We start from the raw sequence: 25,499 nt of genomic DNA on the forward strand, positions 1-25,499 counted from the left end.
TAGGCACAAAAGAAAATTATAACATTTTAACTGGAATAAATCCTGTCTATTGTATCGGAACGATATCGTCCGTTCAATAGATAGATTAATTTTACAAATGGAGTCGGTGATGTTGACGTTGTTGTCCTTATTGGGAACCTTGGGCTCCCCATCTCTGGCCGGGGCCATAAGTGCAGCCTGCGGTTTGTATATTATACTCATGATGGCGCTAATGTGCGTGATCATATATAGCAGACAACGAAAAAAAGCCTATATCCTTTTTTCGGTTGCCGCTATTTTTATTATGACATATGAAGCGATGAATCTCTATTCGGCAGGCGGCGGCCAAATGCAACTGCAGGGAATCGTGTGGAAAAATGCTTTGGAGGCGTTTGCCTTCGTGCTCATCAATGCCGCTGTATTTCAGCTTTACCGAAAGCTAAAGCTTATGGAAAAATGGGTCTTGCTGTTGCTGGCTGCGTTATTAATACTGCCGGTAATGGCTTGGACTTTAGGTTTGCTGCCTACTTGGATTAGCCCAGTGAAGTTGGTTGGATTCACTTTGTTTTATCGAGTGTTAGTGCTTATATTAAGCCTTCTGTTCATCACCCCGCGAATCGGACAGCCAAAGAAATTTATGGCAGGCCTATTCACTTATCTGCTCTGGCTTGGTTTTCTCTGGCTGCGAAATGACATCCCTGAAGAAGCAGACGGATCAAACACAATCCTGTGGATGTCATTTTTACCATTGCTGTACTACACTACGTTATTTATCATCCTGTTTGAACGGATTGTGGAGCTACTCCAAAGGATTTATCGTTCTTCCATTACCGATGGCCTGACAGGACTGTATAACCGTAAATATTTTTCGGGGCGACTTCGACGATATATGGACCAGGGAATCCGCGTGTCGGTCATTTTTTGCGATATTGACAATTTCAAAAAGCTGAATGATACGCAGGGCCATGCTCGTGCGGATGAAGTTCTCAAGCAGGTGGCACAGATTATGGAGGACGAACTGGATGAAATCGGGCTGACCGGACGATACGGTGGCGAGGAACTGGTCGCAATGGTTGTGGATCGTCGGGCCAAGGTGGCGCTGGTCGCAGAACGAATCCGCGAACGTGTTGCTGAGGAAAGCATCGTCACTATCAGTGTCGGACACAGTACTGTGAAGAAGGAAATGAACCCGGATGAACTCGTCAAACAGGCCGATCAAGCCATGTACATATCCAAAACGACAGGTAAAAACAAGGTTACAGCTTATAAGGCAGCGGAAGTGAAACAAAATCGGGCAGCACGCGCACAATAATTCGCAAATTACGATTTGTTATCGAAGACTGCCTATGAATACTGCTCTGTCTAATTGTCTATATCATAAAATGACGCACAGGAATCTCGTACGAGTCTGTGCGTCATTTATATTTAATATTACCATCAAGCTTCTGATGTTGCGGAAACTATATCACGGCCGATCAATGCCAGTTCTTCGCTAGTCAGCTCTCGATAGCTGCCCAGTGGAAGCTGATCATCCAGCTTCAATGGCCCCATGGCTGTTCTTTTCAAGTAGGTCACCTTTTTACCAACCGCCTCGAACATGCGCTTCACTTGGTGAAACTTACCTTCATGGATTACAAGCGAAATATAGGAAATGACTTCCCCATCTGCCTGATGCGGCTGTTCATGCCGAAGAATCGTCAACTGCGCGGGAAGGGTGACATACCCATCGTCCAGTTCCACTCCTGCTGTAAATTGAAGAATATCCTCCTCCGTGACAAGTCCCAACACCGTAGCTTCATACGTTTTGGGGACATGACGCCTCGGAGATAGTAGTTCGTGCGCCAGCTTGCCATCGTTGGTCAATAACAATAGGCCTTCTGTATCTTTATCTAGCCGCCCTACTGGAAAAGGCTCGAAATGTCGTTCCTCCGCACTCAGCAAATCCAGCACCGTTCGTTCCCTCGTATCTTCGGTTGCAGATATAACACCTGGGGGCTTGTGCAGCATGATGTAAATATACTCTCTAAAAACAACAAGTTCGCCGTTCACTTCAATTTGATCTTGATATGGATGAACCTGTAAGCCGCTATCCTTGATGATCCGTCCGTTTACTGTGATCATACCTTGCTTTACCTGTCTCTTGATATCACTACGGGAACCATAGCCCATATGGGTTAAAATTTTGTCCAAACGCTGAGTTTGTCTTCCTTTTCCACTCATACCGATGTCCACCTCCAGCCTGTAGGATATTCATTTTTAAGCATGCCGTCCTGCCATTTGCCCCACCCGGCCGAATAACCATCAATACACACGAGAGTATAGCCCTTTGGTTGGACTTCATTCCGAAGCTCCATTCTCTCAACAGGGATGGACAAGGTTTCACCTTTTAAATATCGGATGGCTTCAGCATCCGAGCTGGAAAGGTTGATGCTTCTAACCGCCTCAAAAGAGCGCAAAGCCACCGCCAGTGGATGTGAAGGTACAAAACGACCATTCTTATCGGTTCCCATAAACCAGCCCGGACGTACCACCTTAAGCCCGTCCAAACGATGTGATGCCAGCGGCGACTGATAAATTCGATCTCCGTAGACCACCGTGTAGCCTGCAAATGAAACCTCCAACTGCTCCTGAACAAATTGATGATAAGATTCCAACACATCATGCGGGGAGCGTACAGCAGATTTTGCATTTTCTTTGCCCATACGTGACTTGTTACCATCAAAGCCGCGCGTGGTCTTTCCTTTGCCTGACTTTCCGCCCATTCCTTTTCCGGTTCGTTTAGGCTCATCAGTCGTGCGCCTTCCTTGGACACTTGGGAGCAGCGCTTCCTTGACGGGCAAATGTTGCTTCTTGTGCGAATATGCTGCTTCTATTTTTAATATTCTTTCATTCTTGTTCGTATATGGAGCCAGTTCTCCTGACTCAGTGTGATCTGCTGTCGAAGTGACACGACCACCACCCTGATGCTGCAATATGGCGATAAAATGCCCTTCACCCTCTACAAGATGCGGCCATAGGCGTGCTGTACCTCGCAGTTCCGGATGTGCAGATGCAATCTCTTCATTCATCCATTCCGGGTGGCCTGGTGCAAAACCTGCTTCCGAAGGAACAGGGACTACGTTAAAATCAGGATGAGCCTCCAGAAATTCCGCAATCATTCCTTCATTTTCTTCCGGGGCAAAGGTGCAGGTCGAATAGACAATTCTTCCCCCATCGCTCAGCATCGAGGCCGCTACACGCAAAATGTCCCGTTGCATGACCACACATTTTTCTACCGAGTGTGTCTCCCATTGTTTGGCCATATCTTCATCCTTACGGAACATACCTTCTCCCGAACAAGGTGCGTCAATTAAAATTTTGTTGAAGAAATGAGGAAAAGCATCTGCGATACGATCCGGGCTTTCATTCAATACCACGGCATTGCGCACACCGTACAGTTCCACATTTTTAGCCAGCGCCTTGGTTCGATCGGCGCTAATATCATTGGTCACCAGTACGCCACTTCCTTGCAGTTTGGCTGCGATTTGGGTTGATTTCCCCCCCGGTGCAGCGCACAAGTCCAAAACAGCTTCACCCTGAGCTATATTGAGCAGTTCAACCGGAGACATCGCACTTGGTTCCTGTACATAGTACAACCCAGCATGATAGTAAGGGTGAAGTCCAGGCTTAGTGCCGTGCGGAATGTAAAAACCTGTGGGGCACCACGGAATCGGCCGCAGTTCGAACGGAGAACGTTCCTTAAAGTCCTCTACTGGAATTTTTAATGTATTGACGCGAATCCCGGCATGGGGCGTGTGGTCATAGGCAGCCATAAAAGCCTCAAATTCATCACCGAGCAGTTGTTCCATGCGCTTTACAAATGCTGTGGGGAGCTGTACACCCATAATCGTAATCATCCTGTCCTGTTAAAATAAATTTTATTGTACCATAATCAACCTGTTATCCGGCAATATCTGTGTGATTTACAAACTTTCACTACAAGCTGTAATGTTGTATAATAATGAGATTCATAGTTACATATTTTAGATTTTGATAGGAGAGATTCCATTGAACGCACAAAAATCCAACAAAAAAAAGCTTATCCCTGTCATTGGCTTTTTTGTTGTGCTTGTCATTTTGCTTGGAGTGCTGCTCGCTTTAAACTCGGGCACTAAAAACAAGCTGTACGGCGTTTCCACAGCCTCGTTAAATCCTGCTACCCAGGAACTGCTAAATGATCCGAACTATCAGCAAATTATTAAGCCAGAAGATTTACAAAGTAAAATTGACAAAAAGGAAAGCTTTTTCGTCTATCATTTCGCTTCCGACTGTGTTCACTGCCGTGCCACTACTCCCAAGCTCATGCCTTTGAGCAAGCAGGAGAATATCACGATGCACGAATTTAACCTGCGTGAGTATGAGGCTGGCTGGGACAAGTACAAGATTGAGTATACTCCCACGCTTGTTTATTACGAAAAAGGCGTGGAAAAGGAACGTATGGTTGGTGGATTGAAGGAAAGTCCTTCAGACAACGGCTACACACTCGACGATTTCAAAGCCTTTTTTGAGAAATATAAAAAGAACGTAACCTCTTAGACAAATGTCTCACACCCGACAATGATAAAGCAGCCCGATCCCTATAAAACGGATCGGGCTGCTCGTTTATTATGCGCTACAACATCAAGGCGCATCCTTCGTTTCCACCGTAGCTGAGCGTAAGCTGCCAGCAGCCTGTCTTCGCCTAATCGAAGCTTCCAGCGCCTGCTGACGCTGCTCATGCTTTTCGCCACGCCGAGGACCTCTCTGCTGAGGGACGTTGACCGGAACGGACAACGCTGCCTTCTCCACGGCCCGACGCAGCCCAGGTTCGATGATTTCAATCTTCAAGTCCCGATAAATCGGCGGTTGACGATGAAGCTCTTCCGAACCTTCCATAACAGCTTCAGCAAGCTGCCGGGCGCAAGCGCGCGCCTCGTCTACCAGCTTCGCCATATTAATACCCAGCGCCTGCGAAGAAGCATGTTCCAACCTGTGTACCGCACTGTCCAGCATCATGTATCCACCACGATAGTTACCATTGCGAAAATGATACAGTCCTACAGCAACTTGCAGCAAACCTTTATATACAGGGTCTCGGTCCAGCTTAAGCCACAACTCTTCCAGTACCTCATGACATTCAAAGTAATCCCGATCCCGATTGAAGTATACCAAATAAGTTACGTACAACGGTTCATAGGAAGGGTTCACCATTTAAAACTCATCCCTGTCTTCTTCCTTAGTTGAAGCTTCCAGCATCTCCTTGACCTCATCATGCAGCTGCTTGATTCCTTCCATGTCGTGCCGCTCCCACAGTTCATTAAATCTGCGCTGCGCCTCAATCGTTTCACTAATTTTATGGTAGAAATAAAGACGGTGCATGCCTGTTAGGACTTTGGATACGATATTGGCTTCATCCTCGAACTTCTTCTGCGCTTCCAATATTTCAAGACGGATGGAAGACATTTCATTATCCAACACAAAGGCTGCCTCAGCCGCCTTTTTCAACCGGGCCCGCATATCATCCGGCAAGCTCTCACGATACTTATAGCTAAGAGAATGCTCTATGGTTGCCCAAAAATTCATAGCCAACGTACGGATTTGAATTTCGGCCAGCACAATTTTTAACCCCACTGCTGTCTGAACCGGGTACTCCACAATCATATGAAAGCTGCGATAGCCGCTATCTTTATAATTGGTGATATAGTCCTTTTCATACAATACCGTCAAATCCTTACGTCTTCGAATATATTCGGCTACCCGCCGAATATCCTCTACGAATTGACACATGATGCGAATGCCGGCAATATCCTCGATCCCCGTCTCCAGCTGATCAGGTGAAACCTGCAATCTCTTCGCCTTATCGAGGATGCTGGATATTTTTTTAACCCGTCCAGTTACGAATTCGATAGGAGCGTATTCCTCGCGCTTTTTCAGCTCCGCACGCATTGTTTTGAACTTGACCTTAAGTTCCTCCACCGCCTGATCGTATGGCAGCAAAAATGTTCCCCAGTCTCTTCCGTCCATCCCCGTACCTCCTGTCTCTTCCGACAACACTTTTTTATCTATGAGCTGCACCAACAGCCTCGGTAATGTGTCTAAAGCCGTCCTTTCGAAGCAGCTCACGCAGACCGGCATGTATAGCCCGGTTTACTTCCGGACCTTCGTAAATCAATGCTGTATAAATTTCAATCAGGCTAGCGCCTGCTTTAATTTTGTCATAGGCATCACGACTGGTAAAAATACCGCCTGATCCAATAATAGGCAGCTTCCCTTCCGTCTGGCGGTATACCCGTCCAATGACCTCTGTGGAACGGTCACGTAGCGGCTTACCACTCAATCCTCCGGTTTCACTTGCATTTCGATGCGTCAGACCCGTCCTGGATATCGTCGTGTTCGTCGCAATAATGCCATCCACTCCGCTGGCCGCAATCGCATCCGTCATATATTCCAATTCCTCGTCCGATACATCCGGTGCAATTTTGACCAGTACAGACTTGGCTTTACCATACTTTGTCGCCTGAACTCCCATCTCTGCCCGAACCGCTTCCAGTAACGACTTCAGTTCACTGCCATGCTGGAGTTTTCGTAAATCCGGGGTATTGGGCGAACTAATGTTTACTACAAAGAAGTCCGCATACGGATACAGTGCGGAAATACATTTCTCATAGTCCTTATGGGCATCCTCATTTGGCGTTACTTTATTTTTACCGATATTAACAGCAATCGGCACAGGTCGATGTTTAAGGGTAGCCAAACGCTGGGCCATGCTCTCAGCACCCAGATTGTTAAAGCCCATCCGATTGACTAATGCCTCATCGGGAGGCAGTCGAAACAACCGGGGCTGATCATTGCCGGGCTGTCCGACAGGTGTCACCGTGCCTACTTCCATAAAACCAAAACCGATGGAAGAAAAACCGACAACCGCTTCAGCATTTTTATCCAGTCCCGCAGCCAGTCCAATCGGGTTGGGAAAATGAATACCAAACAGATCAACGGCAAGATCTTCCGTTTCCTTGACTCCATACATCCCTCGCAACGTCGCTGCTCCACCGGGAAGTGAGCCCGCATGCTTTAAGCCGTCAATGACTACATGATGGGCCCTCTCTGGACTCATTTTGAAAAAAACAGGTTTCGCAATCCTTCGATACAACACGATTCATCCACTCCGTTCTATGCCCTTGCACAATCCTAAAAAAACATCTCTACAAAATAGTTTAGCTTTTTCCATACCAAAAAGAAAGTAATTTGCGAGGTCCAATATCAGAACAATTCAGTTGTCATGGAGATGTCATTGAAAATGTATAATCAAACCATTTACAATGGACATAGTAAGACAGGATCTTAGCCCGCAAGAAAAGAGGGATTGCTGATATGAAGACCAAGCGCAAACCGCCCAGTCTGCAAAAGAAAAAGGATGAGGTGAACAAGAAAGCGATTGTTTGGACCGCCGTCAGCTTTGTTCTACTCATCATTGTGATTGTTCTGGTCATTGTTTTAGCACAAGCAGGAACTCGTTAAACAACAAGTAGCAGTGGCATCAAAATGTTAATTTAGCCAGTGATAGGTTTTGTGGGGATTTGTCTGGTCGTGCTGCGGCTCACTCGTAAATCGGGAACTAGGTACAAGCACTTGATCAGGCAGTCCCCCGTTACCAATAACCACCTCCGTACCTGAAGGTACGAGTGCAAACAATTCCTCCACGTCTTCCTTCCCCATGCGGACACAACCCAGCGACTCATTTTTGCCGATACTTTCTGGCTCGTTCGTACCATGGATAGCATAATTTGTTGCAGACAGTTGCATACCACGGCTGCCAAACTCACCGTTGGATTTGCCGTTCGGATTTACGACTTTATCGGTAATCACAAATTTCCCTTCCGGTGTTCTTTCTCCGCCCAAACCGATGGGATAATTGCGAATAAGTATATTGCCGCTCACCAATGCTAGCCTGTGTTTGGATTTGTCTACCACAATTCGTAGCGGTTGCCCCAGAAAAGGCCGTCCGTGCAATGACGATGCCAGCAGTAGACTGCTTTCAGCCGCTGAGCCAGCGTTCTGATCTCCTGCCTTCCCTGTTCCCTGTGCTGGAGAAGCAAGTAAATTGCGCATAGGTGTAAAAGCCTTCGTCATCCCGTCTGTCGTACCGTACATCGTGTTATTGGGAAAATCTCGGGTCAGTTCCTCAAGACTCTGGGGAAGACGTTGATGCTGCGAGCGATAAGCACGCATGGCGCTATTCAGCACAGCCAGCTCTTCCTGTCCGGCAGCCCATTTTAGACCTGTTATGCGGAGTTTCTCACTGTCCGACGGCTTGCAAGCACATGCAGCGGCATCGTAAGACTGAATAGCTAATCCGCCGTTTCCCTTGTTCTGTACACTAAGTAACGGCTTCATGCCTTCTCTCCAGATCAGCCACGCCCCACTCTGCTCCATGCCCAGCACTGTGGTCTTGGACGGCATTCGACTCGTCTTTGCCAACATATCCGTAAGCGCTGTTCCAGCCCCACTTCCTTGCCTGGCTTGAGCTGTAAACACATCACCAGCATAAGGCTCACCGTTTTGTGCCCTCTTCTTTGGATCTGCAGTAGCCACTTTCGCAACTTCGACATGATCAATTGCTGCATGCTCAGTTCCGGATGGAACGGATGCGCTCTCAGGTGAAGTGCTCGGTGAATTGGCTGAAGGGACCCAGATGAGCAGAAGTACCATTAAGGCAGTTAAAAGATGACGTGTTCGAGCGATTCTCCGCTCCTTCTCCTTGGACATCTGAACCAGTTTATCCTGATATTCCATCCATACGTCTGCCGGAATCTGTTTATGCTCAAAGGCTTCGAACACTTCTCCTGCACGATTGAAGCAATAATTTGCTTTACCTTCCTGACCGTTGCTTTCATACTCCTTACCGAGTAAATACCAGGCCATTTTATTATCAGGGTGCTTTTTGACATACGATTTAAGATGAGGCGAATGGTCCATCGGATCCTCCTGATCGTGTAATCTTGCATGCTTACTATTATGTATATCGGTCACAATGGGCCTGATGGACAGCATATAAAAAAAACAGCACCGTCAGCATGCTTTCACCGTTATACGGTGAAGGGTACTGTCGGTGCTATGCCTGTCCAAAAAACTTACACTTAACCTTCTTTATTGAACGGTTCGTCTGCAACTTTGATGGAATCTGTAGGGCAACCGTCACAAGCATCCTGCATATCATCAAACAGGTCTTCTGAGATCGCCTTGATGCCTTGGTTTGCATCCCCTTCAAAGATCACTTCAGCCAAACCTTCATCATCATAATCATAGATGTCTGGTGCTGTAGCGCCGCAGGCTCCGCAAGCAATGCATGTATCTTTTTCTACCCAAGTGTATTTAGCCATAACTTTTCTCTTCCTCCTATACAATCGAACAAACCAGCTTTTGCATTCTATTCACATATTAATACAAACCCAAAATTATTACAAATTATTTTCCTTTATCCTTCATGCAAAAAACGCTTATAACGTGTGTTACTGATACTGACCATCATTCTCCCCTAAGTTCACTCTGGAGTAGGTAGATTGTCTTTTTGCAGCGAAGTTCCGCGCAGCTTGGAATTACGAAGAAGTACTGAAGGATCATCTCCCAGCATCCCCGCAGTCAAAATTGCATTTTCACCAAACTTATCGCGTAGCGCATCCATCGTTTTCAGTAAACTTTCTTTTTTAGGCTGGTCCTGGTATTCAAATAGATCTAATTGAACTGCCGCCTCCTCCTTTGGAATGAGCTGTTGCAGCGTAATCCCCAACAAACGCACTGGCTTATCCTCTCCCCAATGGCGACGATACAATGCACAAGCTTCCTTATATATGTCTTCTGCACTTTCCGTAGGCGTACTCCTGACTTGAGAACGCGTAAAGGTCTTCATATCCGGGGTCCGAATCGTCAGTTGGATACCTCCTGCCAGCATCCCTTGTCGTCGAAGCCGCCGAGCTACCTGATCACTAATGTTAAGCAGTACCCTTTGGGCTTCTTCCAACTTTACTACATCCATAGGCAGAGTGGTTGTGTGACCGATGGATTTGTTCGGCTCCCGTTCAGTACTGACTTGAGAATGGTTAATTCCGTTTGCCGCCAATTTTAACCAAGAACCAGTTACCCCAAATATGCTAACCAGCATGTGTTCATCTGCCTTAGCCAGTTGACCAATGGTGCGAATGTTCATTTGTAGAAGCTTATCTGCTGTTTTGCGGCCCACACCAAACAATTGCCCACATGGAAGATTCCACAAAATGTTGGGTACATCACGCAAACGTAGAACAGATATCCCGCGTGGCTTTTTCAGATCAGAGGCCATTTTGGCTAGCAGTTTGTTGGGTGCTACCCCAATTGAGCAAGGCAAGCCTAGCTCTTCTTCTACTCTACGCTGAATCTCCTCGGCAATATCCAAAGGTGTTCCAAACTGCTTGGAACCGGAAATATCTAGATAACACTCATCAATTGAAGTTGCTTCCAGCATAGGCGTATACGAGTAAGCAATACTCATAAATGCTTTGGAATAACGACGGTATAAATGAAAATCAGGCTGTATTACGATGAGCTGCGGACAAATTCGTCGAGCCTGCTGAACAACCATCCCTGTTGAAATGCCCAATCGTCGTGCTTCATAAGAGCAAGTTACAATTACACCTTTGCGCAGCTCACTGCTGCCTGCCACTGCGGTAGGCAATCCTTTATATTTTTCCGGCTCCTCCGCTGCATGAACGGAACAATAAAATGCGTTCATATCCACATGCAGAATAACTCGTCCACCAACCGGATAATAAGCACTGACATCTTTCATGCTCAACCCTTCTTTTTAACTGTAAATTCACTTGTTAGCCCAAGAATATGTCCTTTGATTTTATACTTAAAGTACCCTTGCATACTATTTCTATTTTACATAAAAAATATAGGTTTTGCGCTCAAAAATGATAATTATATATTACATTTGAAGTCATTAGTTGTTATAATCGACTATCATACGAACACGACAAACTAACGCTTTCCTGTTTTTAAGCGTTAAACAACTAAATTAATGTGCTTAAAAAAGCAGAGCATTACCAATCTGAGCAATCCGCGAAGGAGGAGTCCCTCATGTCCACCGCTATTTCTATCTTTGACACAACGCTGCGAGATGGCACTCAAGGAGAAGGAATTAGCTTATCTGCTGATGACAAATTGAAAATCGCCAAAAAACTCGATGATCTCGGTGTTCACTATATTGAAGGCGGGATTCCCGGGAGCAACAGCAAGGATATTGAATTTTTCAAACGGGTACAAGAACTAGGCCTTCAGGCAAAGATTGTCGCCTTCGGCAGCACGCGCCGCAAAGATAGCATCGCAGCGCAGGATGTCAATCTGCAACGGATTCTGGAATCCGGCGCTCAGGCCGCTACTCTGGTTGGTAAATCATGGGATTTTCATGTGCACACTGCTTTACAGACAACACTGGAGGAAAATCTGTCTATGATTTACGACTCCATCGCCTTTTTAAAGCAAGGGGGCATGGAAGTTATTTTTGATGCCGAGCATTTTTTTGACGGATATAAAAACAACCCCGAGTATGCACTCGCCGTTATGAAAAAAGCTGAGGAAGCAGGCGCGGATTGGCTCGTGATGTGTGATACCAACGGCGGTACCCTTCCGCATGAAATACATGAAATTGTCACTACACTGCAAAGCCAGCTAACGAAGTCACAGTTGGGCATTCATACACACAATGATTGCGAATTAGCAGTAGCCAACTCACTCAGTGCAATTCAAGCAGGCGCAAGACAGGTCCAAGGTACCATCAACGGCTATGGTGAACGGTGCGGTAATGCCAACCTATGCTCCGTCATTCCGAACTTGCAGCTTAAACTGGGCTACGACTGTCTAGATCCCGAGAAGCTAAAACAACTCCACAATACAGCTCGCTTTGTGAGTGAAGTCGCCAACGTCAATCTGCCTGTCAACCAGCCTTATGTTGGCAATGCTGCTTTTGCCCATAAGGGGGGCATTCACGTGTCAGCTATTCTGCGCGACTCACGAACATATGAGCACATCGCTCCTGAACTTGTGGGGAACAAGCAGCGGGTCTTGGTCTCCGAACTGGCCGGACAAAGCAACGTTGTATCCAAGGCGCAAGAACTGGGCATCACCCTTGATCCGTCCAGTGATGAGGCACGTGGCGTCATTAGTCGTATCAAGGAACTTGAGCATCAGGGCTATCAGTTTGAAGGCGCGGATGCTTCGCTGGAATTACTTATTCGTGAAGCCGGCGGTGAAGTGAAGGAAATGTTCTCATTTGAATCCTTTAAGGTGCTGGTGGAAAAAACAGCGGGGCGATCGGTCGTCTCCGAGGCATTCTTAAAGCTGAATGTTGCAGGGACAAGTGTCTATACCGCAGCTGAAGGAAATGGTCCTGTGAACGCGCTTGATAATGCTCTCCGCAAGGCTCTTTCTCAGTATTTCCCAGCCTTGCGAGACATGCATTTGGCTGACTACAAGGTGCGTGTGCTCGACGAAAAAGACGCCACTGCCGCCAAGGTACGCGTGCTCATTGAGTCCAAAAACTACGAGGACGTCTGGAGTAACGTAGGCGTATCCGAAAATGTTATTGAAGCTAGCTGGGAAGCTCTCTTGGACAGCTTCCGTTACGCATTGCTGGAAGCGCCAACTCCAAAAAATGAACAAACAGAGCTTACTCATCACGGATTAGTTAACCACTAATCAAGTACAAGCATGAGCTAATAAGGTGGCTTTGGCGGTCTACTTGGCCCCCAAAGTCACTTTATTTTTTGAAGAGCTTCTATTTTACCCTCCAATTCCCGTTCACTGAGCATGCCGATTATGATTTCTCGCACCCGTCCATAATGGTCAATCGTTACATGAGTTGGAAAAGCCACTCCTCCAAATTGTTCAAAAAATGCTCCTTGTTCATCCAGTAATATGGGGAATTTGAGGTTCAAAGAACGGGAAAACTTCTGCACATCCTCCAACCGATCATAGCGAGTTACATTGATGCCATACACATCTACATCATGTTTGTATTTACTATACAATTCATTCAGCATGGGGGCTTCTAATCGGCACGGATCGCACCATGAAGCCCAAAAACTAATGATCATCGCTTTATTCCGCGGAGCCCCTACTTCGTAGGACTTGCCGTTTAACCCCTTTAAAATCATAGAAGGAAGCTGTTGCCCAGGTTTGATTCTTTTTATTACCTCTGCTGCAACTGATTCAGTCCCTACATTCTTCTCAACATCAAGCTCTTTCTCACCTTTATATTTTTCTTCCAGTGTTGCATTTTCCACAGGCAGGCTTGCTGAATAGACTGTGTTTGCAATAATCCCCCATGTAGCCCCAACCATAACCAGCACAATTATCGCTCTAATGAAAAGAAATCTTTTCACAGTCTTATCACCTGTCTTTCATCTAAATGACCTTCATCCTCCCCATAGGATGCCCATACGATTCCCACCTCTAACCTTCTAAATCTGAACAGGACACAAAAAAAACAGCAAACCCACGAAAATCGCGAACTTGCCGTTATAATGTGGTGTCAGATACTATACCTTGTACTGAATCAGGCATGACTCAAATGCGCGTAGACATCTGCCAAATTGGTTACATTACGCTTCAGCATTTCCTGAACATACGCCACCCAAAGCTTAGCCGTCATCTTCGCATCCTCTAACGCATGATGCCGCCCTTCAATCGGAATGGATTGATAGGCCAGCAATTCATCCAAACTATAGGTTTGGTGTTGCTGTGGCTCCAGCCATTTGGCGAGCATCATTGTGTCTAGTACACGGTGAGTTAACTGAACTTTAGATGTTTTCCATAACGCAGCATTTAAAAAGGCCTTATCATGAGCGCTAGCATGCGCTACAAGCACCCGCCCACCTACAAAGGACATAAAGTCATGCAGTCCATTCATAAGCGGCGGAGCTCCATCCGTCATTTCCCGGGTAATCCCAGTAAGCCGAGTAATCTGTTCAGGAATCTCGGTCCGCGGATTGACAAGCGTATAAAACTGCTCTTTTTCCATAATCACATCCCCGACTACTCGAATCGCTCCGAACGATAAAATCTCATCTCCATGCTGTGCCGAAAATCCCGTTGTCTCCAGATCAAAAACTACCGTCTCCAAACGCTCCAGTGGGGTACGCAATACTTCAGAACGCCGTTGTTCCCGCGTTAAGGACCGAATAAACGCCATCTGCTGAGCCGTAGGAGCCCCCATTACAGATGCGATTGCCGACGGCACTCCTCCTCTGCGGAGGGCACTCCAGAAGCCACCTCCCTGCGCTGGTTCTTTCATGACCTTCTCCCTTCCATAAATCGCAGCTGCCTTTGCAACGCACGATGCAGCCGTCGTACTGTTGAAAGAGCCTCGCGCAGCTCATGCCAGCCTTTACCTTGCTTCAACGGCTTGACAGCCAGATAGCCATTACTGATCAGCAACCCGTCCTTCTCCCTCGCTGGAGTAGCCATTCGAAGCTGAAGTGCGATCCGAAAGGCTCGCTCGCAAGCATCGAGTAAAGGCAACGGTGCCGCTTCAAGTGATGCGAGACGCCTGAGTCTTTTCAGGGTGGAAGTTTCCTCTACACCATGTTGCAATGCCAAAAAACGGACGGCGTTCACCAACGGAATGTATAACCCGTATTTCACATCAAAATCGCCTGCATGCTCACCGAACCGCTCGGTAACGATCTGACCTAAAATATTAAGTGTCGCTTTATGCCTTACCGTGTTCCTAAGTACCGCTGAAGGTAGGTCGGGTTGTTTACGGAACAACTTATAAAAGCTTTGCTTCCATTCCACAGACAATTGCTCGTCGCCTGCGATATGTCTCATGTCAGACGAGATAATGAGATATCGAATCGGCTCCCAGGCAAAATCTTCCGACCATTTTGATAGCTGTTCTTGCCATCCAGTCAATGTATGGCGCCACAATGGCTCCGAGCACATCACTTTCCCCTCGCATTTGGGATATCCCAAATGCTCTAGCATCGCAGAGACTCTGCGACCAAACTCGCTAAAATACAATTCTTTATCAGCAGACACAAGGTCACTGATAATCATACCGTTATCCTGGTCACTCCATAGCGTCGATTCCGAGCGCCCCATGCTACCGAAGGCTATAAATGCGTAAGGGACGGGAGGAGGGCCAAAGCCATCCTCAACCATCCCTTTTTCGCACATTTGCACAGCTCTGGCCGCGATGCGGTCATGCATTTCATTCGCCGTTCGTAACCAGTCTGATAACGGAGCGGAGGCTTGAGAAGCCAGCAGCCATTTCTGGGAATCGACCCTGGCCTGCCTTAAAGACTCAGGTGTGTCTGCATGATCAATCGCTTCGGCGGAACTCACCCAAGGGGCCATATTTTGCAGTTCCATACTTCCATCTCCTCCGCTCATCCATACTGGCTCTTTATATTTTACCTATTAGCTGACAATTCCAGAACGCTTTTCAGCTTCGGTAACTAACTTCATTTGCTCTGGATAGCCGTACGTACCGTGTTCACTGATATCGAGTCCCATCGTTTCTTCCTCTTCCGTAACGCGAATACCCATAATTGCTTTCATCGCACCCAGAATAATGAAGGAAATGACGAATACGAATGCCAAAGTACCAATCAGTCCAAGCAGCTGTACTCCCAATTGTGTAAAACCACCACCATAGAACAGACCCGCTTGACCTACACCTGTTATTTTTGCAAGCTCAGGAGTAGCGAAAAACCCTGTGGATACCGCGCCCCACATCCCCGCAACACCATGTACGGAGAAAGCATATACTGGATCATCTACTCTCGCACGCTCAAACCATTGCGCTGTGAAGAAAGTGACGATCCCTGCAACTGCGCCAATAACCAATGCCGCCCAAGGTGCTACAAAGGCACAAGAACCCGTAATGGCAACCAAGGCTGCCAGCACACCGTTTAGCATAGCAGGAATATCTGCTTTTCCGTATACCATCCAAGATACGAGCAAAGCGAAAACTCCGCCTGCCGCAGCAGCAATATTTGTAGTCAGGGCTACATATCCAAAGAATCCGTCATTCATCGCAGAAACAGCACTACCTGGGTTAAATCCAAACCAGCCAAACCAGAGAATAATAACACCCAAGATAGAGTACACCTGATTATGACCAGGGATAATGTTCGGCTTGCCATCTTTATTAAACTTGCCCAGACGCGGTTTGAGCAGCAGCGTAGCGACGAGTGCTGCCGTAGCACCTGTCAGATGGACTACTGTTGAACCAGCGTAATCCTGCATTCCCAACTTGCCAAGCCAGCCACCGCCCCATACCCAGTGAGCTACAACTGGATAGATCACGATGGAGAACAAAATACCGAAAATAATGTATACACTTAATTTTGCACGCTCTGCCATCCCCCCGCATGCGATCGAAAGAGATACCGCAGCAAAAGCAAAGTGAAACAAAAACATAATCGTAATTGGAACATCCAAACCTGAAAGAGTATCAAACGATGCAGCAGCATCTGTCCCGCTCATGAAGAAACCCGTCAGCCCCATAAATCCGTTACCACCATCATTGCCGAAGCCGAAGCCAAATCCGAGAGCCCAGAAGGACAAAGCCGCAACACCCGTCGTGAGAATCGTTTTACCAGCGACATGACCCGCGTTCTTCATTCGTGTCGAGCCTGCCTCCAGTAATGCAAATCCCGCTTGCATGAAAAATACAAGTATAAATGCCAAGAACGTAAAGGCCGTGTTTAGTCCAGCTTGAAGTTGGATATTTGTGGGCCCGTCAGCAGCGAACGCACCTACAGGAAAAGCCAGAACCGTCAGCATGGCCAATAATACAACTAACCACTTTTTTCTCATGAAGACCACTCCCTCGAATGTTAGGTTTCTTTACATTTCGTGAAATTCTTATTGTCATTATAAGCAGAATACATGAAAGTTGACAAGATTTTTTTTATTATGTTAAAAAAATAAGCCTTTAAATCTTTCATGTCATATTTTCTGACTATATAAATAGCTCGTTTGTGTTCATCAAAAGCATAACGTTTGACTGTATGGTTGAGGATCATGTAAAATATCCTTTATAAACTCTCGGTTTAAGATGTTATTATTGAAGATTGAACGAAGAGCGCGAGGTGAAGACAGATGGGGATATGAAGCTATATCGAATTGGCGAACTAGCCAAAGCGGCTGGTGTCAGCGAACGAACGATTGATTATTACACTAAACTCGGTTTGATCACGCCTGAAGAACGATCATTGAAAAATTATCGGCTTTATAATGATGAAACCTTAAACAGGCTTGAACGTATTAACCAAATGAAACAAGAGAAGTATAGCCTCGAGGAAATCAGACAGACACTGATTAAATGGAACTCCGTTGCAGGAGAAGAGCACGTTACTGACAAACTAACGAGTCTAGAAATGCACATGCAGCGTCTAGAGCGTGAAGTCAATGAACTACAACCTCTTCTCGGACAGCTCAAGCCCGTCCAAGCTCGCAAGCTGCTTACTGGTCTGTTGCCACAAAGCGCTGCTTGTATTGAGGCTTTGAAGTATCTGTTGGAGCATAGTTCTATGATGTAGATACCCGAGCTAGTAGTATGAATAATAATGGAGGGTTGCTTTATGATGGGTATGTATATATTGATTATTCTTGCGTTCGGATTATCCTTATGGGCGCAATTTCGTGTAAAAGGTACGTTTAACAAATGGTCTGATGTTCCAAACGAAAATGGACTGACTGGTTATGATGCAGCTCGGCACATGCTGGATCGTAATGGCTTGCACGATGTGCCTATTGAGCCAGTACCTGGCGCGCTATCTGACCATTATGATCCGATACAACGAGTGGTGCGCTTGTCTGAGCCCGTTTATTACGAAAAATCCATTTCTGCGGTTGCTGTGGCTTGCCATGAAGTTGGTCATGCCATCCAGCATAAAGAGCATTATCCTATGCTGGCACTTCGCCACCGGATTTTTCCGATTGTAAACTTTGCTTCCGGGATTGCACCATTTCTGCTGATTGCCGGTTTCTTATTTAGCTTTACGAACCTGATCGGTCTGGGTATTATCTTCTTCTCGGCTACTGTTGCTTTTCAATTAATTACATTGCCTGTTGAGTTTAATGCTTCTAATCGCGCACGGGAAATCATGGTTTCTGAAGGATTTATCCGTAGTGATGAAGAACGTGGTATAGCTAAAGTTTTAAATGCTGCTGCATTGACCTATGTGGCTGCAGCTCTCGTTTCCTTGCTGGAACTGATCCGCCTAATCGGTATCTTTAATAGCCGGGATTAATCTTGTATTGCAAAAAAGGTTGTTCCTCCACCAATGACGGTAGAGAAACAACCTTTTTTTCTTGATCTTAAGCCAATAAACTATACTTAGTAGCCTCAATCTGCTTTTGCCGTTTTGTTCGAAGTAGCAGCATTACCATGAAGGCCAAAATATTGCAATAGAAAAGTTCGGAACGATTTAGCAACTAATGGAAGCTTGTCATCTCTGCGATGAATCAAGCCAATCGTTCTTGTCACCTCTGGATCAACAATCGACACCCTTGCAGGTTGCAACGGGTTAGTCTGAAACAGCGCCATTTCAGGCAGAAGACTAACCCCCATACCTGCAGCTACTAATCCGCGAATCGTATCAGTCTCTTCGCCTTCAAAAGCAATATCCGGTGTAAATCCAGCCTCCAGACAGGCCTGCCAGACAATCGGGCGTAACGAATATCCATCTCTGAACAAGATGAATTTTTCTCCCTTAAGCTGGCTCAATGTGATGTGTTTGGCTGAAGCCAAAGGATGATTGGGCGGCAAAACTGCAAATAACTCCTCGGTTAACACCACATCCCCCTCGACATGGTCATGTCGATCTGGAAAAGGAGATACAAAAGCCAAATCCACCTCACCCGCTAACACATCACGAATTAAACTCGGGTACATTCCTTGTTTAAATCTGAATTTAACATTGGGATACCGCTTACGGAATTCAGCCACCACTGTAGGAATAAGATGAATCCCCAAACTGTGCGGAAAACCGATACGGATTTCGCCCCCCTCAGGGTCTAAAAACTCATGCACTTCCAAAACAGCCCGCTCCAGGTCTTTCATGATCGTTTCCACCCGTTTGCAAAACAGCTGTCCCACTGGCGTAAGCTGCAGATTACGACCCTTTTGCATAAAAAGATTAACTCCCAGCTCTTCTTCAAGCTGATGAATTTGCCGACTTACCGCAGATTGCGCCACATGTAGCTCCTCGGCTGCCTGAGTGACATGTTCTTTTTGCGCTACTTTCATGAAGTATTGCAACTGTCGTAATTCCACTCCGATATTCGCTCCAATCTGTTTTTCAACATCCGAAAGAAGATGTCCATCGAACATCATCCTCTTTCTTACCCTGATAAATTTCGATAAAGCTGTCTTTAGTGACGTTTGCGCTGGCCAGTTAATCTAATCAATAATCCATAAAAGAAAAACCCACTGAGCAATCCCCCAAAGTGAGCGGTCCAGTTAATGTTCGCTACAGCAAAAGAAAACAGAATACCAAACCCAAGCAGCGTGTACAGCGTTTTGCGCGAAGCATCATCCATCAAGGAACGTTGGAATAAGGCAACGTACAGAAACGCCCCATAGATGCCATAAATCGCTCCTGAGGCTCCTACAGAGACTGTCGTTTCCGCCAGCATGTTGTAATGTGCAATGGACAGTATATTCCCTACAATGCCCGTGACTAGATACAATAACACATATCGTAAGGACCCGAGCAAACGCTCCAGTGGAGGAGCGAATACAAGTATTGCAAAGGAATTAAACAGAAGATGATCAAAGCCTGCATGTAAAAACATGGCTGACACATACCGCCACAGCTGGTCAGTGAATGGCGCCTCATTAATCAAAGCCCCATACCGGATCAGCGTCAAACTATTTTCCGATCCACCTTGCACGGTCAGTACAATAAACATCACAATATTGATAAGCAAAATCAGACAGGTTACCGGGTAAAACCGTAAATAACTTTTCCAGTTCTCATAACGTAAAAAAATCAAGGCAATCCTTCCTTCATGGGGTGTCTCCACCTTATTCAAATTGGACAATGTCTTTTATAAAAGATTATAATAGATTTCGGCAACGATAACCAATGCCAAAAACCAAAGGAGGCTATTACATATGGCACAAGAACGTACAGGAGTTGCTACTTTTAAAGGCAATCCTTTGACTCTCATAGGTCCTGAACTGAAAATTGGAGATCAGGCGCCTGATTTCAAATTACAGAAAGACTTATTGGAAGCAGCTACGCTTCAAGACTTTGCAGGCAAAGTCAAACTGATTAGCGTTGTCCCTTCTCTAGATACAGGCGTGTGTGACGCACAGACGCGACGTTTCAACCAGGAAGCAGACTCCCTGGGGGACCAAGTTGTGGTACTAACGGTCAGCGTGGATTTGCCTTTCGCTCAAGCTCGTTGGTGCGGTGCGGCTGGTATTGATCGCGTATTGACACTGTCCGACTACAAAGATCATTCCTTTGGTGAAGCTTATGGTGTATTCATTAAGGAATTCCATTTGGATCATAGAGCTATTTTTGTCATTGACCAAAATGACAAAATCGCTTACGTAGAATACTTGAGCGAAATGGCCGAGCATCCTGACTATGATCAAGCGATTGCAGCCGTAAAAAAACTGGTCTAAATCAGGACCGAATATTAAAAAAGCGAGTGAAGGATTGCCTTCCTCGCTTTTTTCGATGTTTGTCTACCACATCACTACTCCCACAACCTGCTACTACTGTACGACCTTATAAGCAGACAGCTTCTTGTCGATCATAGCGAACAGTTGCAAAATAATGCGGTAATTCGCACCCAAGTCCCCTAACGATCCGCGTGAAGCAGAATAAATATCCACCGCACTTCGAACTGGCGAGACAGATAAAATAGAAACGGTAATGTCGACGGTTCTGCCGAAAGCCGTTCGCTTCTCCAACGTAATCTCACCTACAGATGCTACCTCATGGAGCACCTTGTAGCCAGGAATCTTTTTCAAGATAGATGATACTTCTTCCCAAGCCTTGTCTCTCGATAAGTTATAATAGCGTGTCTTCATTTGGGGGTCCTTGACCCGGTCGCTTGTACCTTCTTGGCTGCGCACAATCCCTACCAGAGTCCTCTTCAACGACAAGACATTTCCTCCTTCACGATAATCGCTACCTATCATACGACACATCGGCTTCCTCTGCTGCAAGCGCTTTATAAAACACGATAAACAACCGAAATTGAGTCCGATCATGCCTGTGGTATGCGACCTTAGTACCTCATGTCTTAGTTTAACATTGTTGCATACAAAAAACACCCTGTTTCTGCATAAGCAGTACCAGAGTGTGTTCATTACATTATGGAGTACCCGCCGATGCCGTCCGACCATAGCGTCTTCTGAACCTGCTTTAGCAGGTGGGTGACCGCAGAATAAACTTTTGAAGTCCCCTTGTCAGCAATTGACAGGGCTTTTCAGCTATTCATTCGTATAGATCTCCCTAGACATTGTCATTGGTTCAAAACAACAAATGACCGTAACGTGCATCGCAGGATGTGACCTTATTATAGCGCTTCTCACTCAGAAAGTAAATGCTAGGAGAAATATGTTTTATTTTTAGAGGTTATCACTTTTCTTGTCTTCAATGGTTGCCTTTTCTTCGTCTTTCTGTTTCATTTTCTCCATTTGATCCTGCATTTTGAGGAAGGTTCCGTAAAAATTAAAAAAAGCGAACCAGGCAACTACACTGCCGATGAAGAATAAGAAAAGCACGGGATATTTAACTCCAATGTATATAACAACGGCGCTGCCGAGCATGGTGGAAAATACACGGAATGGTCGAATCAGCGTCAATAAAACCGCATTTTTAATAATTTGTCCGGTAGACATATGATAATGAGCTACCATCGAAAAGAAGTTAAACATAGACACAAGCAAAATAATGATGAGGATCAGCATGATAACACCCACGATTTGCAAGTTGCTGAGCTGTGTCATATATACAGTGTAATCCACATACATGACGACAAACAGTAACGTGTAAAAGATACCCCCAATCAGACTCTGCTTATAGTTCTCTTTATATCCTTTAAAGAAGGTACGAAACACGCCTGTATCGGTATCGCCCATCACCCATTTGCGAACCACTGAGAACAAAGCCGATGTTGCTGGAAATAAAGTAAGCGGTGCCAAAATAGCCATCGCCCAGTTCATTTGTAACGATTCATTCGCCAAATTCTGATTCATAACCAGTAATTTCAGTATGAGGCAGAATACAAAAGGCGATGAACATAACACCCACAACAAATTGCTAGCCGCCAGCCGGGTAATCCACTCGGTTAGGCGGTAAATCCCCCCCATAGCTCCTTTAAATTCCAATGTTAGTCTCTCCCTCCGCAAGCCTTGGCAGTTCCAAGACTTATGTTGCTATGCCTGTTAATTCCGGCTCTTGACTATATCATACCGTATTTCATCCCTAAAGCGCTAGTGAAATCCATACGTGGTCCATTAAAGTAAATCCCATAAAATTCATACTTACCGATCAAAAAAAGCCGAAGCTAGCATTAGCTTCGACTTTTTAATCATTTATTTCTTATTATTCAGAAGAGGAATCTTCACGTCTTGCAGGACGGCGAGTTTCGCCATTGCTGCTTGGGCGTGGTTTGCGATCTCCACTATAGCGGCTTCCGGAATCACGGTTGTAGCCACCGCCTTCTTTGCCACGGTTGTAACCGCCGTATCCACCTTTACTGCCGCTACCGCCACGGTTGGAATTGTAGCCACCGTTGCTGCGTCCACTATAGTTGGAAGGCTTGCGTCCGCCAGAACGCACGTCTGGTTTACGACGTTTTGCACGGATCGGATCTTCCGGAGTCAACTCAATAGATGCCTCTCTCTTCTCACCAGTCATCAGCTTCAGAGCTGCAGAGAGTAGTTGTACAGAATCATATTGCTCCAGCATTTGAATAGCCAAACCTTTGTACTCGTTCAGCTCGCCTTTTTCTACAACCTCTAGAAGGCGTTCTGCGATGATACGTTGTTTGCCTTCCAGAGCTTCTGCCAACGTTGGAAGAGGCTTACGTGGAATGCGGTGACGGGTTACACGCTCAATGAAATGCAAATGGTCAATTTCACGAGGCGTTACGAATGACCAAGCTTCCCCTTCTTTACCTGCACGTCCCGTACGTCCGATACGGTGAACATAGCTCTCTGGATCTTGCGGAAGGTCAAAGTTCACAACGTGAGTTACGCCAGAAACGTCCAAACCACGGGCAGCAACGTCAGTCGCTACGAGTACGTCAATACTTCCGTCACGGAATTTACGCATAACAGCATCACGCTGGTTTTGAGACAAGTCACCATGCAAACCGTCTGCGGAATAACCACGTTTTTGCAGAGCTTCAGCCAGCTCGTCTACCCGGCGCTTAGTGCGACCGAATACGATAGCAAGTTCTGGGGATTCCATGTCGATCAAACGGCTTAATGCTTCGAATTTTTGACGCTCAGGAACTTCAATATAGGCCTGATCAATCAGCGGAGCACTAACTTGTTTAGGAATAACGGATACATGCTCAGGATCTTTAAGGAATTGCTCAGCCAATCTTTTAATGTTAGGAGGCATTGTAGCAGAGAACAGCATCGTTTGACGCTCGTCTGGAACCTGCTTCAGAATGGACTGAATATCTTCCATGAAGCCCATGTCCAGCATTTCATCTGCTTCATCCAAAACAACGGTGTTTACGTCTTCTAGCTTAATGGTTTTACGATTAATATGATCAAGCAAACGTCCTGGTGTACCGATAATAATTTGAGGTTTCTTTTTCAAAGCGCGAATCTGGCGTACGATATCTTGTCCACCATAGATCGGCAAAGTGCGAAGACCTTTAAAGCGGGAGAGTTTTTCGATTTCTTCAGCCACCTGAATAGCAAGCTCACGTGTTGGAGCCATAATCAGGGCTCTGATTTTTTCATCGTTTTTAGAAATTTTATTGATCATCGGAATACCAAACGCAGCGGTTTTACCCGTACCTGTTTGGGCTTGACCAATCATGTCTTTCCCTTGCAATGCAATCGGGATGGATTTGGATTGAATAGGTGTTGCTTCTTCAAACCCCAGCTCCGTAATCGCCTGAATTACCTTCGGTTCAAGATCAAATTCTGCAAATGTCGTCAAATTTATTCAAACTCCTTCATAATGGTGGATGTGGTGGACAATCCACAATGTTGTCTGTATTCTTAAGTAGCGATATTATTGTATAAGTTTTCCCCAATACAGTGACAGTTTATTTAACTCTATAACTGCATCTTTCTGTAATGAATTCGGGGAACCCTATCCGATACATCTTAAACGAATTTATCCTTTTTAAAACAGTTTAAATTTTAAGTGTTTCTCTGGACATAGGTCCCTACTCAAGAATATCCACATCGCATTATAGCACAGAACAATTCATGAATACCAGTAAGTTGCTTTCTGTATAATTAAAATGAGGTGAAAAAAAGTTGTTGAAAATAGTGTTAAACTGCTTAACTGTTATTCTTGGAGCCGCTGCCATAGCATGCGGTTTTAATCTGTTTCTCGTCCCACATCACTTACTGAGCGGGGGAGTAGCCGGACTTTCCATGCTAATTGGCTATTTCACAAAATTCGATATCAGCACCATGTATTTTATCATCAATATCCCAATGCTTATTGCAGGCTGGTTTATTTTAGGCAAGCGTTTTATTAGTCTGAGCATTCTATCGGTTATCGTTACCACGTGGATTTTGGCCTGGGTTCCCGTACAATCTGTTGTGTCTGATCCCCTGCTGGCTTCTGTCTTTGGTGGGGTAATGGTCGGCGTTGGGGCGGGTATTTCCTTTCGGGTAGGAGGGTCTACGGGCGGTTTTGACATTATCGGCTCCATCGTTACCACATATCGTGACTTCCCCGTCGGAACTGTACTTGTGGGCATGAATGGACTGGTCATTCTCGCAGCAGGATATTTGAACGATGATTGGAATATTGCACTGGCTTCTATGTTATCCATTTTTGTGACTGGTAAAGTGTTGGATCAAATCTATGTAAGCCATACGAAGATCACCGTCTACATCATTACAGAGCACACTGACCAGCTACTCAGCCGAATGTTGACCACGCCACGAGGTGTCAGCAAAATAAAAATTGAAGGTGCATTTTCACATACCGAAAAGGACATGCTGATGACTGTTACGACACGCTACGAGCTTGTTGAATTAAAACGCATCATTAAGGAAGTAGACCCTTCTGCTTTTGTCAATATTGTGGAAACGGTTGGAGTAATGGGTTCATTCCGCCGAAGATAAGCACAAACCCAAGTGTCAAAATACTGTTTTTGTGGTACACTATATGTGCGCTGTTCCCATAGTATATAAAGACCAGCTTTACCTGCTATTTCACAGGCACTTTGCTTTTCCGAATCGTATTGAATGATTCTTTTGGAATGATTCCGAGCAGGAAAGG

25 protein-coding genes and 1 other RNA gene are annotated in these 25,499 nt (G+C 45.7%); 8 read left to right on the forward strand and 18 right to left on the reverse strand.

The window, feature by feature from the left end:
• Window positions 1-109 precede the first annotated feature (109 nt).
• Entirely contained in the window at window positions 110-1,291 is a 1,182-nt protein-coding gene (locus G7035_RS25905) for a GGDEF domain-containing protein (protein ID WP_019686918.1), read from the forward strand.
• A 125-nt stretch (window positions 1,292-1,416) separates the two neighbouring features.
• Here the strand turns inward: G7035_RS25905 and G7035_RS25910 are convergent, their stop codons facing one another.
• Together G7035_RS25910 and G7035_RS25915 are read right to left on the reverse strand one after the other, a co-directional pair.
• Entirely contained in the window at window positions 1,417-2,199 is a 783-nt protein-coding gene (locus G7035_RS25910) for a pseudouridine synthase (RefSeq protein WP_019686917.1), read from the reverse strand.
• Window positions 2,196-3,863, reverse strand: a complete 1,668-nt coding sequence (locus G7035_RS25915) for an RsmB/NOP family class I SAM-dependent RNA methyltransferase (RefSeq protein WP_019686916.1) — start codon at window positions 3,861-3,863, stop codon at window positions 2,196-2,198. The genes G7035_RS25910 and G7035_RS25915 overlap by 4 nt, the downstream gene beginning before the upstream one ends.
• Before the next feature lie 163 nt (window positions 3,864-4,026).
• On the opposite strand from G7035_RS25915, the gene G7035_RS25920 reads away from it, so the two are divergent.
• On the forward strand, window positions 4,027-4,554 hold the full coding sequence (locus G7035_RS25920; protein ID WP_016819747.1) for a thioredoxin family protein: 528 nt from the start codon (window positions 4,027-4,029) through the stop codon (window positions 4,552-4,554).
• Window positions 4,555-4,638: 84 nt separating this feature from the next.
• On the opposite strand, the gene G7035_RS25925 is transcribed toward G7035_RS25920, so the two are convergent.
• Genes G7035_RS25925 through G7035_RS25935 form a run of 3 tightly spaced genes read right to left on the reverse strand, consistent with a single transcriptional unit; the run spans window position 4,639 to window position 7,150 of the window.
• The gene (locus G7035_RS25925; RefSeq protein WP_019686915.1) at window positions 4,639-5,208 is read right to left on the reverse strand and encodes a DUF309 domain-containing protein; all 570 of its coding nucleotides are present in this window, start codon (window positions 5,206-5,208) and stop codon (window positions 4,639-4,641) included.
• A complete protein-coding gene (gene yjbM, locus G7035_RS25930) occupies window positions 5,209-6,021 on the reverse strand; it encodes a GTP diphosphokinase (protein WP_013370510.1) in 813 nt (270 codons plus the stop codon).
• 34 nt (window positions 6,022-6,055) lie between these two features.
• A complete protein-coding gene (locus tag G7035_RS25935) occupies window positions 6,056-7,150 on the reverse strand; it encodes a quinone-dependent dihydroorotate dehydrogenase (RefSeq protein ID WP_013370509.1) in 1,095 nt (364 codons plus the stop codon).
• Between the two features lie 218 nt (window positions 7,151-7,368).
• Here G7035_RS25935 and G7035_RS25940 point away from each other — a divergent pair, with 218 nt between their 5' ends.
• Complete coding sequence (locus G7035_RS25940) at window positions 7,369-7,515, forward strand: hypothetical protein (RefSeq protein ID WP_013370508.1); 147 nt, start codon at window positions 7,369-7,371, stop codon at window positions 7,513-7,515.
• Window positions 7,516-7,542: 27 nt separating this feature from the next.
• On the opposite strand, the gene G7035_RS25945 is transcribed toward G7035_RS25940, so the two are convergent.
• The 3 genes from G7035_RS25945 to G7035_RS25955 all read right to left on the reverse strand — a co-directional run bounded on the left by G7035_RS25945 (window position 7,543) and on the right by G7035_RS25955 (window position 10,819).
• On the reverse strand, window positions 7,543-8,973 hold the full coding sequence (locus G7035_RS25945; RefSeq protein ID WP_019686914.1) for a L,D-transpeptidase: 1,431 nt from the start codon (window positions 8,971-8,973) through the stop codon (window positions 7,543-7,545).
• A gap of 161 nt (window positions 8,974-9,134) precedes the next feature.
• Window positions 9,135-9,377 carry a ferredoxin gene (locus G7035_RS25950; RefSeq protein WP_013309730.1) on the reverse strand — a complete coding sequence of 81 codons (243 nt, stop codon included), beginning with the start codon at window positions 9,375-9,377 and terminating at the stop codon, window positions 9,135-9,137.
• 161 nt (window positions 9,378-9,538) lie between these two features.
• Window positions 9,539-10,819, reverse strand: a complete 1,281-nt coding sequence (locus G7035_RS25955; protein WP_019686913.1) for a DNA polymerase IV — start codon at window positions 10,817-10,819, stop codon at window positions 9,539-9,541.
• A gap of 293 nt (window positions 10,820-11,112) precedes the next feature.
• Between G7035_RS25955 and cimA the strand changes: the two genes are divergently transcribed.
• Window positions 11,113-12,729: a citramalate synthase gene (gene cimA, locus G7035_RS25960; protein WP_013370504.1), complete on the forward strand. Its 1,617-nt coding sequence runs from the start codon at window positions 11,113-11,115 to the stop codon at window positions 12,727-12,729.
• Window positions 12,730-12,785: 56 nt separating this feature from the next.
• Here the strand turns inward: cimA and G7035_RS25965 are convergent, their stop codons facing one another.
• The 4 genes from G7035_RS25965 to G7035_RS25980 form a co-directional block, all read right to left on the reverse strand.
• Entirely contained in the window at window positions 12,786-13,415 is a 630-nt protein-coding gene (locus G7035_RS25965) for a TlpA family protein disulfide reductase (protein WP_019686912.1), read from the reverse strand.
• Window positions 13,416-13,588: 173 nt separating this feature from the next.
• Window positions 13,589-14,326 carry an exonuclease domain-containing protein gene (locus G7035_RS25970; protein WP_019686911.1) on the reverse strand — a complete coding sequence of 246 codons (738 nt, stop codon included), beginning with the start codon at window positions 14,324-14,326 and terminating at the stop codon, window positions 13,589-13,591.
• Window positions 14,323-15,405, reverse strand: a complete 1,083-nt coding sequence (locus G7035_RS25975; RefSeq protein WP_019686910.1) for a DUF294 nucleotidyltransferase-like domain-containing protein — start codon at window positions 15,403-15,405, stop codon at window positions 14,323-14,325. Before G7035_RS25975 ends, G7035_RS25970 begins: the two co-directional genes overlap by 4 nt.
• A 48-nt stretch (window positions 15,406-15,453) precedes the next feature.
• Window positions 15,454-16,857 carry an ammonium transporter gene (locus G7035_RS25980; protein WP_013370500.1) on the reverse strand — a complete coding sequence of 468 codons (1,404 nt, stop codon included), beginning with the start codon at window positions 16,855-16,857 and terminating at the stop codon, window positions 15,454-15,456.
• Window positions 16,858-17,150: 293 nt separating this feature from the next.
• On the opposite strand from G7035_RS25980, the gene G7035_RS25985 reads away from it, so the two are divergent.
• Together G7035_RS25985 and G7035_RS25990 are read left to right on the forward strand one after the other, a co-directional pair.
• A complete protein-coding gene (locus G7035_RS25985) occupies window positions 17,151-17,582 on the forward strand; it encodes a MerR family transcriptional regulator (protein WP_023988024.1) in 432 nt (143 codons plus the stop codon).
• Window positions 17,583-17,624: 42 nt separating this feature from the next.
• Complete coding sequence (locus tag G7035_RS25990) at window positions 17,625-18,296, forward strand: zinc metallopeptidase (RefSeq protein WP_016819733.1); 672 nt, start codon at window positions 17,625-17,627, stop codon at window positions 18,294-18,296.
• Window positions 18,297-18,391: 95 nt separating this feature from the next.
• Here G7035_RS25990 and gltC read toward each other — a convergent pair whose 3' ends face one another.
• Window positions 18,392-19,321, reverse strand: a complete 930-nt coding sequence (gene gltC / locus G7035_RS25995; protein ID WP_029514983.1) for a glutamate biosynthesis transcriptional regulator GltC — start codon at window positions 19,319-19,321, stop codon at window positions 18,392-18,394.
• Between the two features lie 98 nt (window positions 19,322-19,419).
• Window positions 19,420-20,043 carry a rhomboid family intramembrane serine protease gene (locus tag G7035_RS26000; RefSeq protein ID WP_016819731.1) on the reverse strand — a complete coding sequence of 208 codons (624 nt, stop codon included), beginning with the start codon at window positions 20,041-20,043 and terminating at the stop codon, window positions 19,420-19,422.
• A gap of 121 nt (window positions 20,044-20,164) precedes the next feature.
• On the opposite strand from G7035_RS26000, the gene tpx reads away from it, so the two are divergent.
• On the forward strand, window positions 20,165-20,683 hold the full coding sequence (gene tpx / locus G7035_RS26005; RefSeq protein WP_013370495.1) for a thiol peroxidase: 519 nt from the start codon (window positions 20,165-20,167) through the stop codon (window positions 20,681-20,683).
• Window positions 20,684-20,776: 93 nt separating this feature from the next.
• Here tpx and G7035_RS26010 read toward each other — a convergent pair whose 3' ends face one another.
• The 4 genes from G7035_RS26010 to cshA form a co-directional block, all read right to left on the reverse strand.
• Window positions 20,777-21,169, reverse strand: coding sequence for a DUF1499 domain-containing protein (locus tag G7035_RS26010; RefSeq protein ID WP_016819730.1), 393 nt, complete (start codon window positions 21,167-21,169; stop codon window positions 20,777-20,779).
• 215 nt (window positions 21,170-21,384) lie between these two features.
• Window positions 21,385-21,579, reverse strand: a non-coding RNA gene (gene ssrS, locus G7035_RS26015) — 6S RNA.
• Between the two features lie 58 nt (window positions 21,580-21,637).
• Entirely contained in the window at window positions 21,638-22,399 is a 762-nt protein-coding gene (locus G7035_RS26020) for a YesL family protein (protein ID WP_016819729.1), read from the reverse strand.
• 217 nt (window positions 22,400-22,616) lie between these two features.
• Window positions 22,617-24,194 (reverse strand): degradosome RNA helicase CshA, encoded by a 1,578-nt coding sequence (cshA, locus tag G7035_RS26025; protein WP_013370492.1) that lies wholly within the window; start codon window positions 24,192-24,194, stop codon window positions 22,617-22,619.
• A 326-nt stretch (window positions 24,195-24,520) separates the two neighbouring features.
• Between cshA and G7035_RS26030 the strand changes: the two genes are divergently transcribed.
• Window positions 24,521-25,342, forward strand: a complete 822-nt coding sequence (locus G7035_RS26030) for a YitT family protein (RefSeq protein WP_016819728.1) — start codon at window positions 24,521-24,523, stop codon at window positions 25,340-25,342.
• Window positions 25,343-25,499 lie beyond the last annotated feature (157 nt).

Source organism: Paenibacillus polymyxa, from assembly GCF_015710975.1.
Taxonomy (GTDB): Bacteria; Bacillota; Bacilli; order Paenibacillales; family Paenibacillaceae; genus Paenibacillus; species Paenibacillus polymyxa.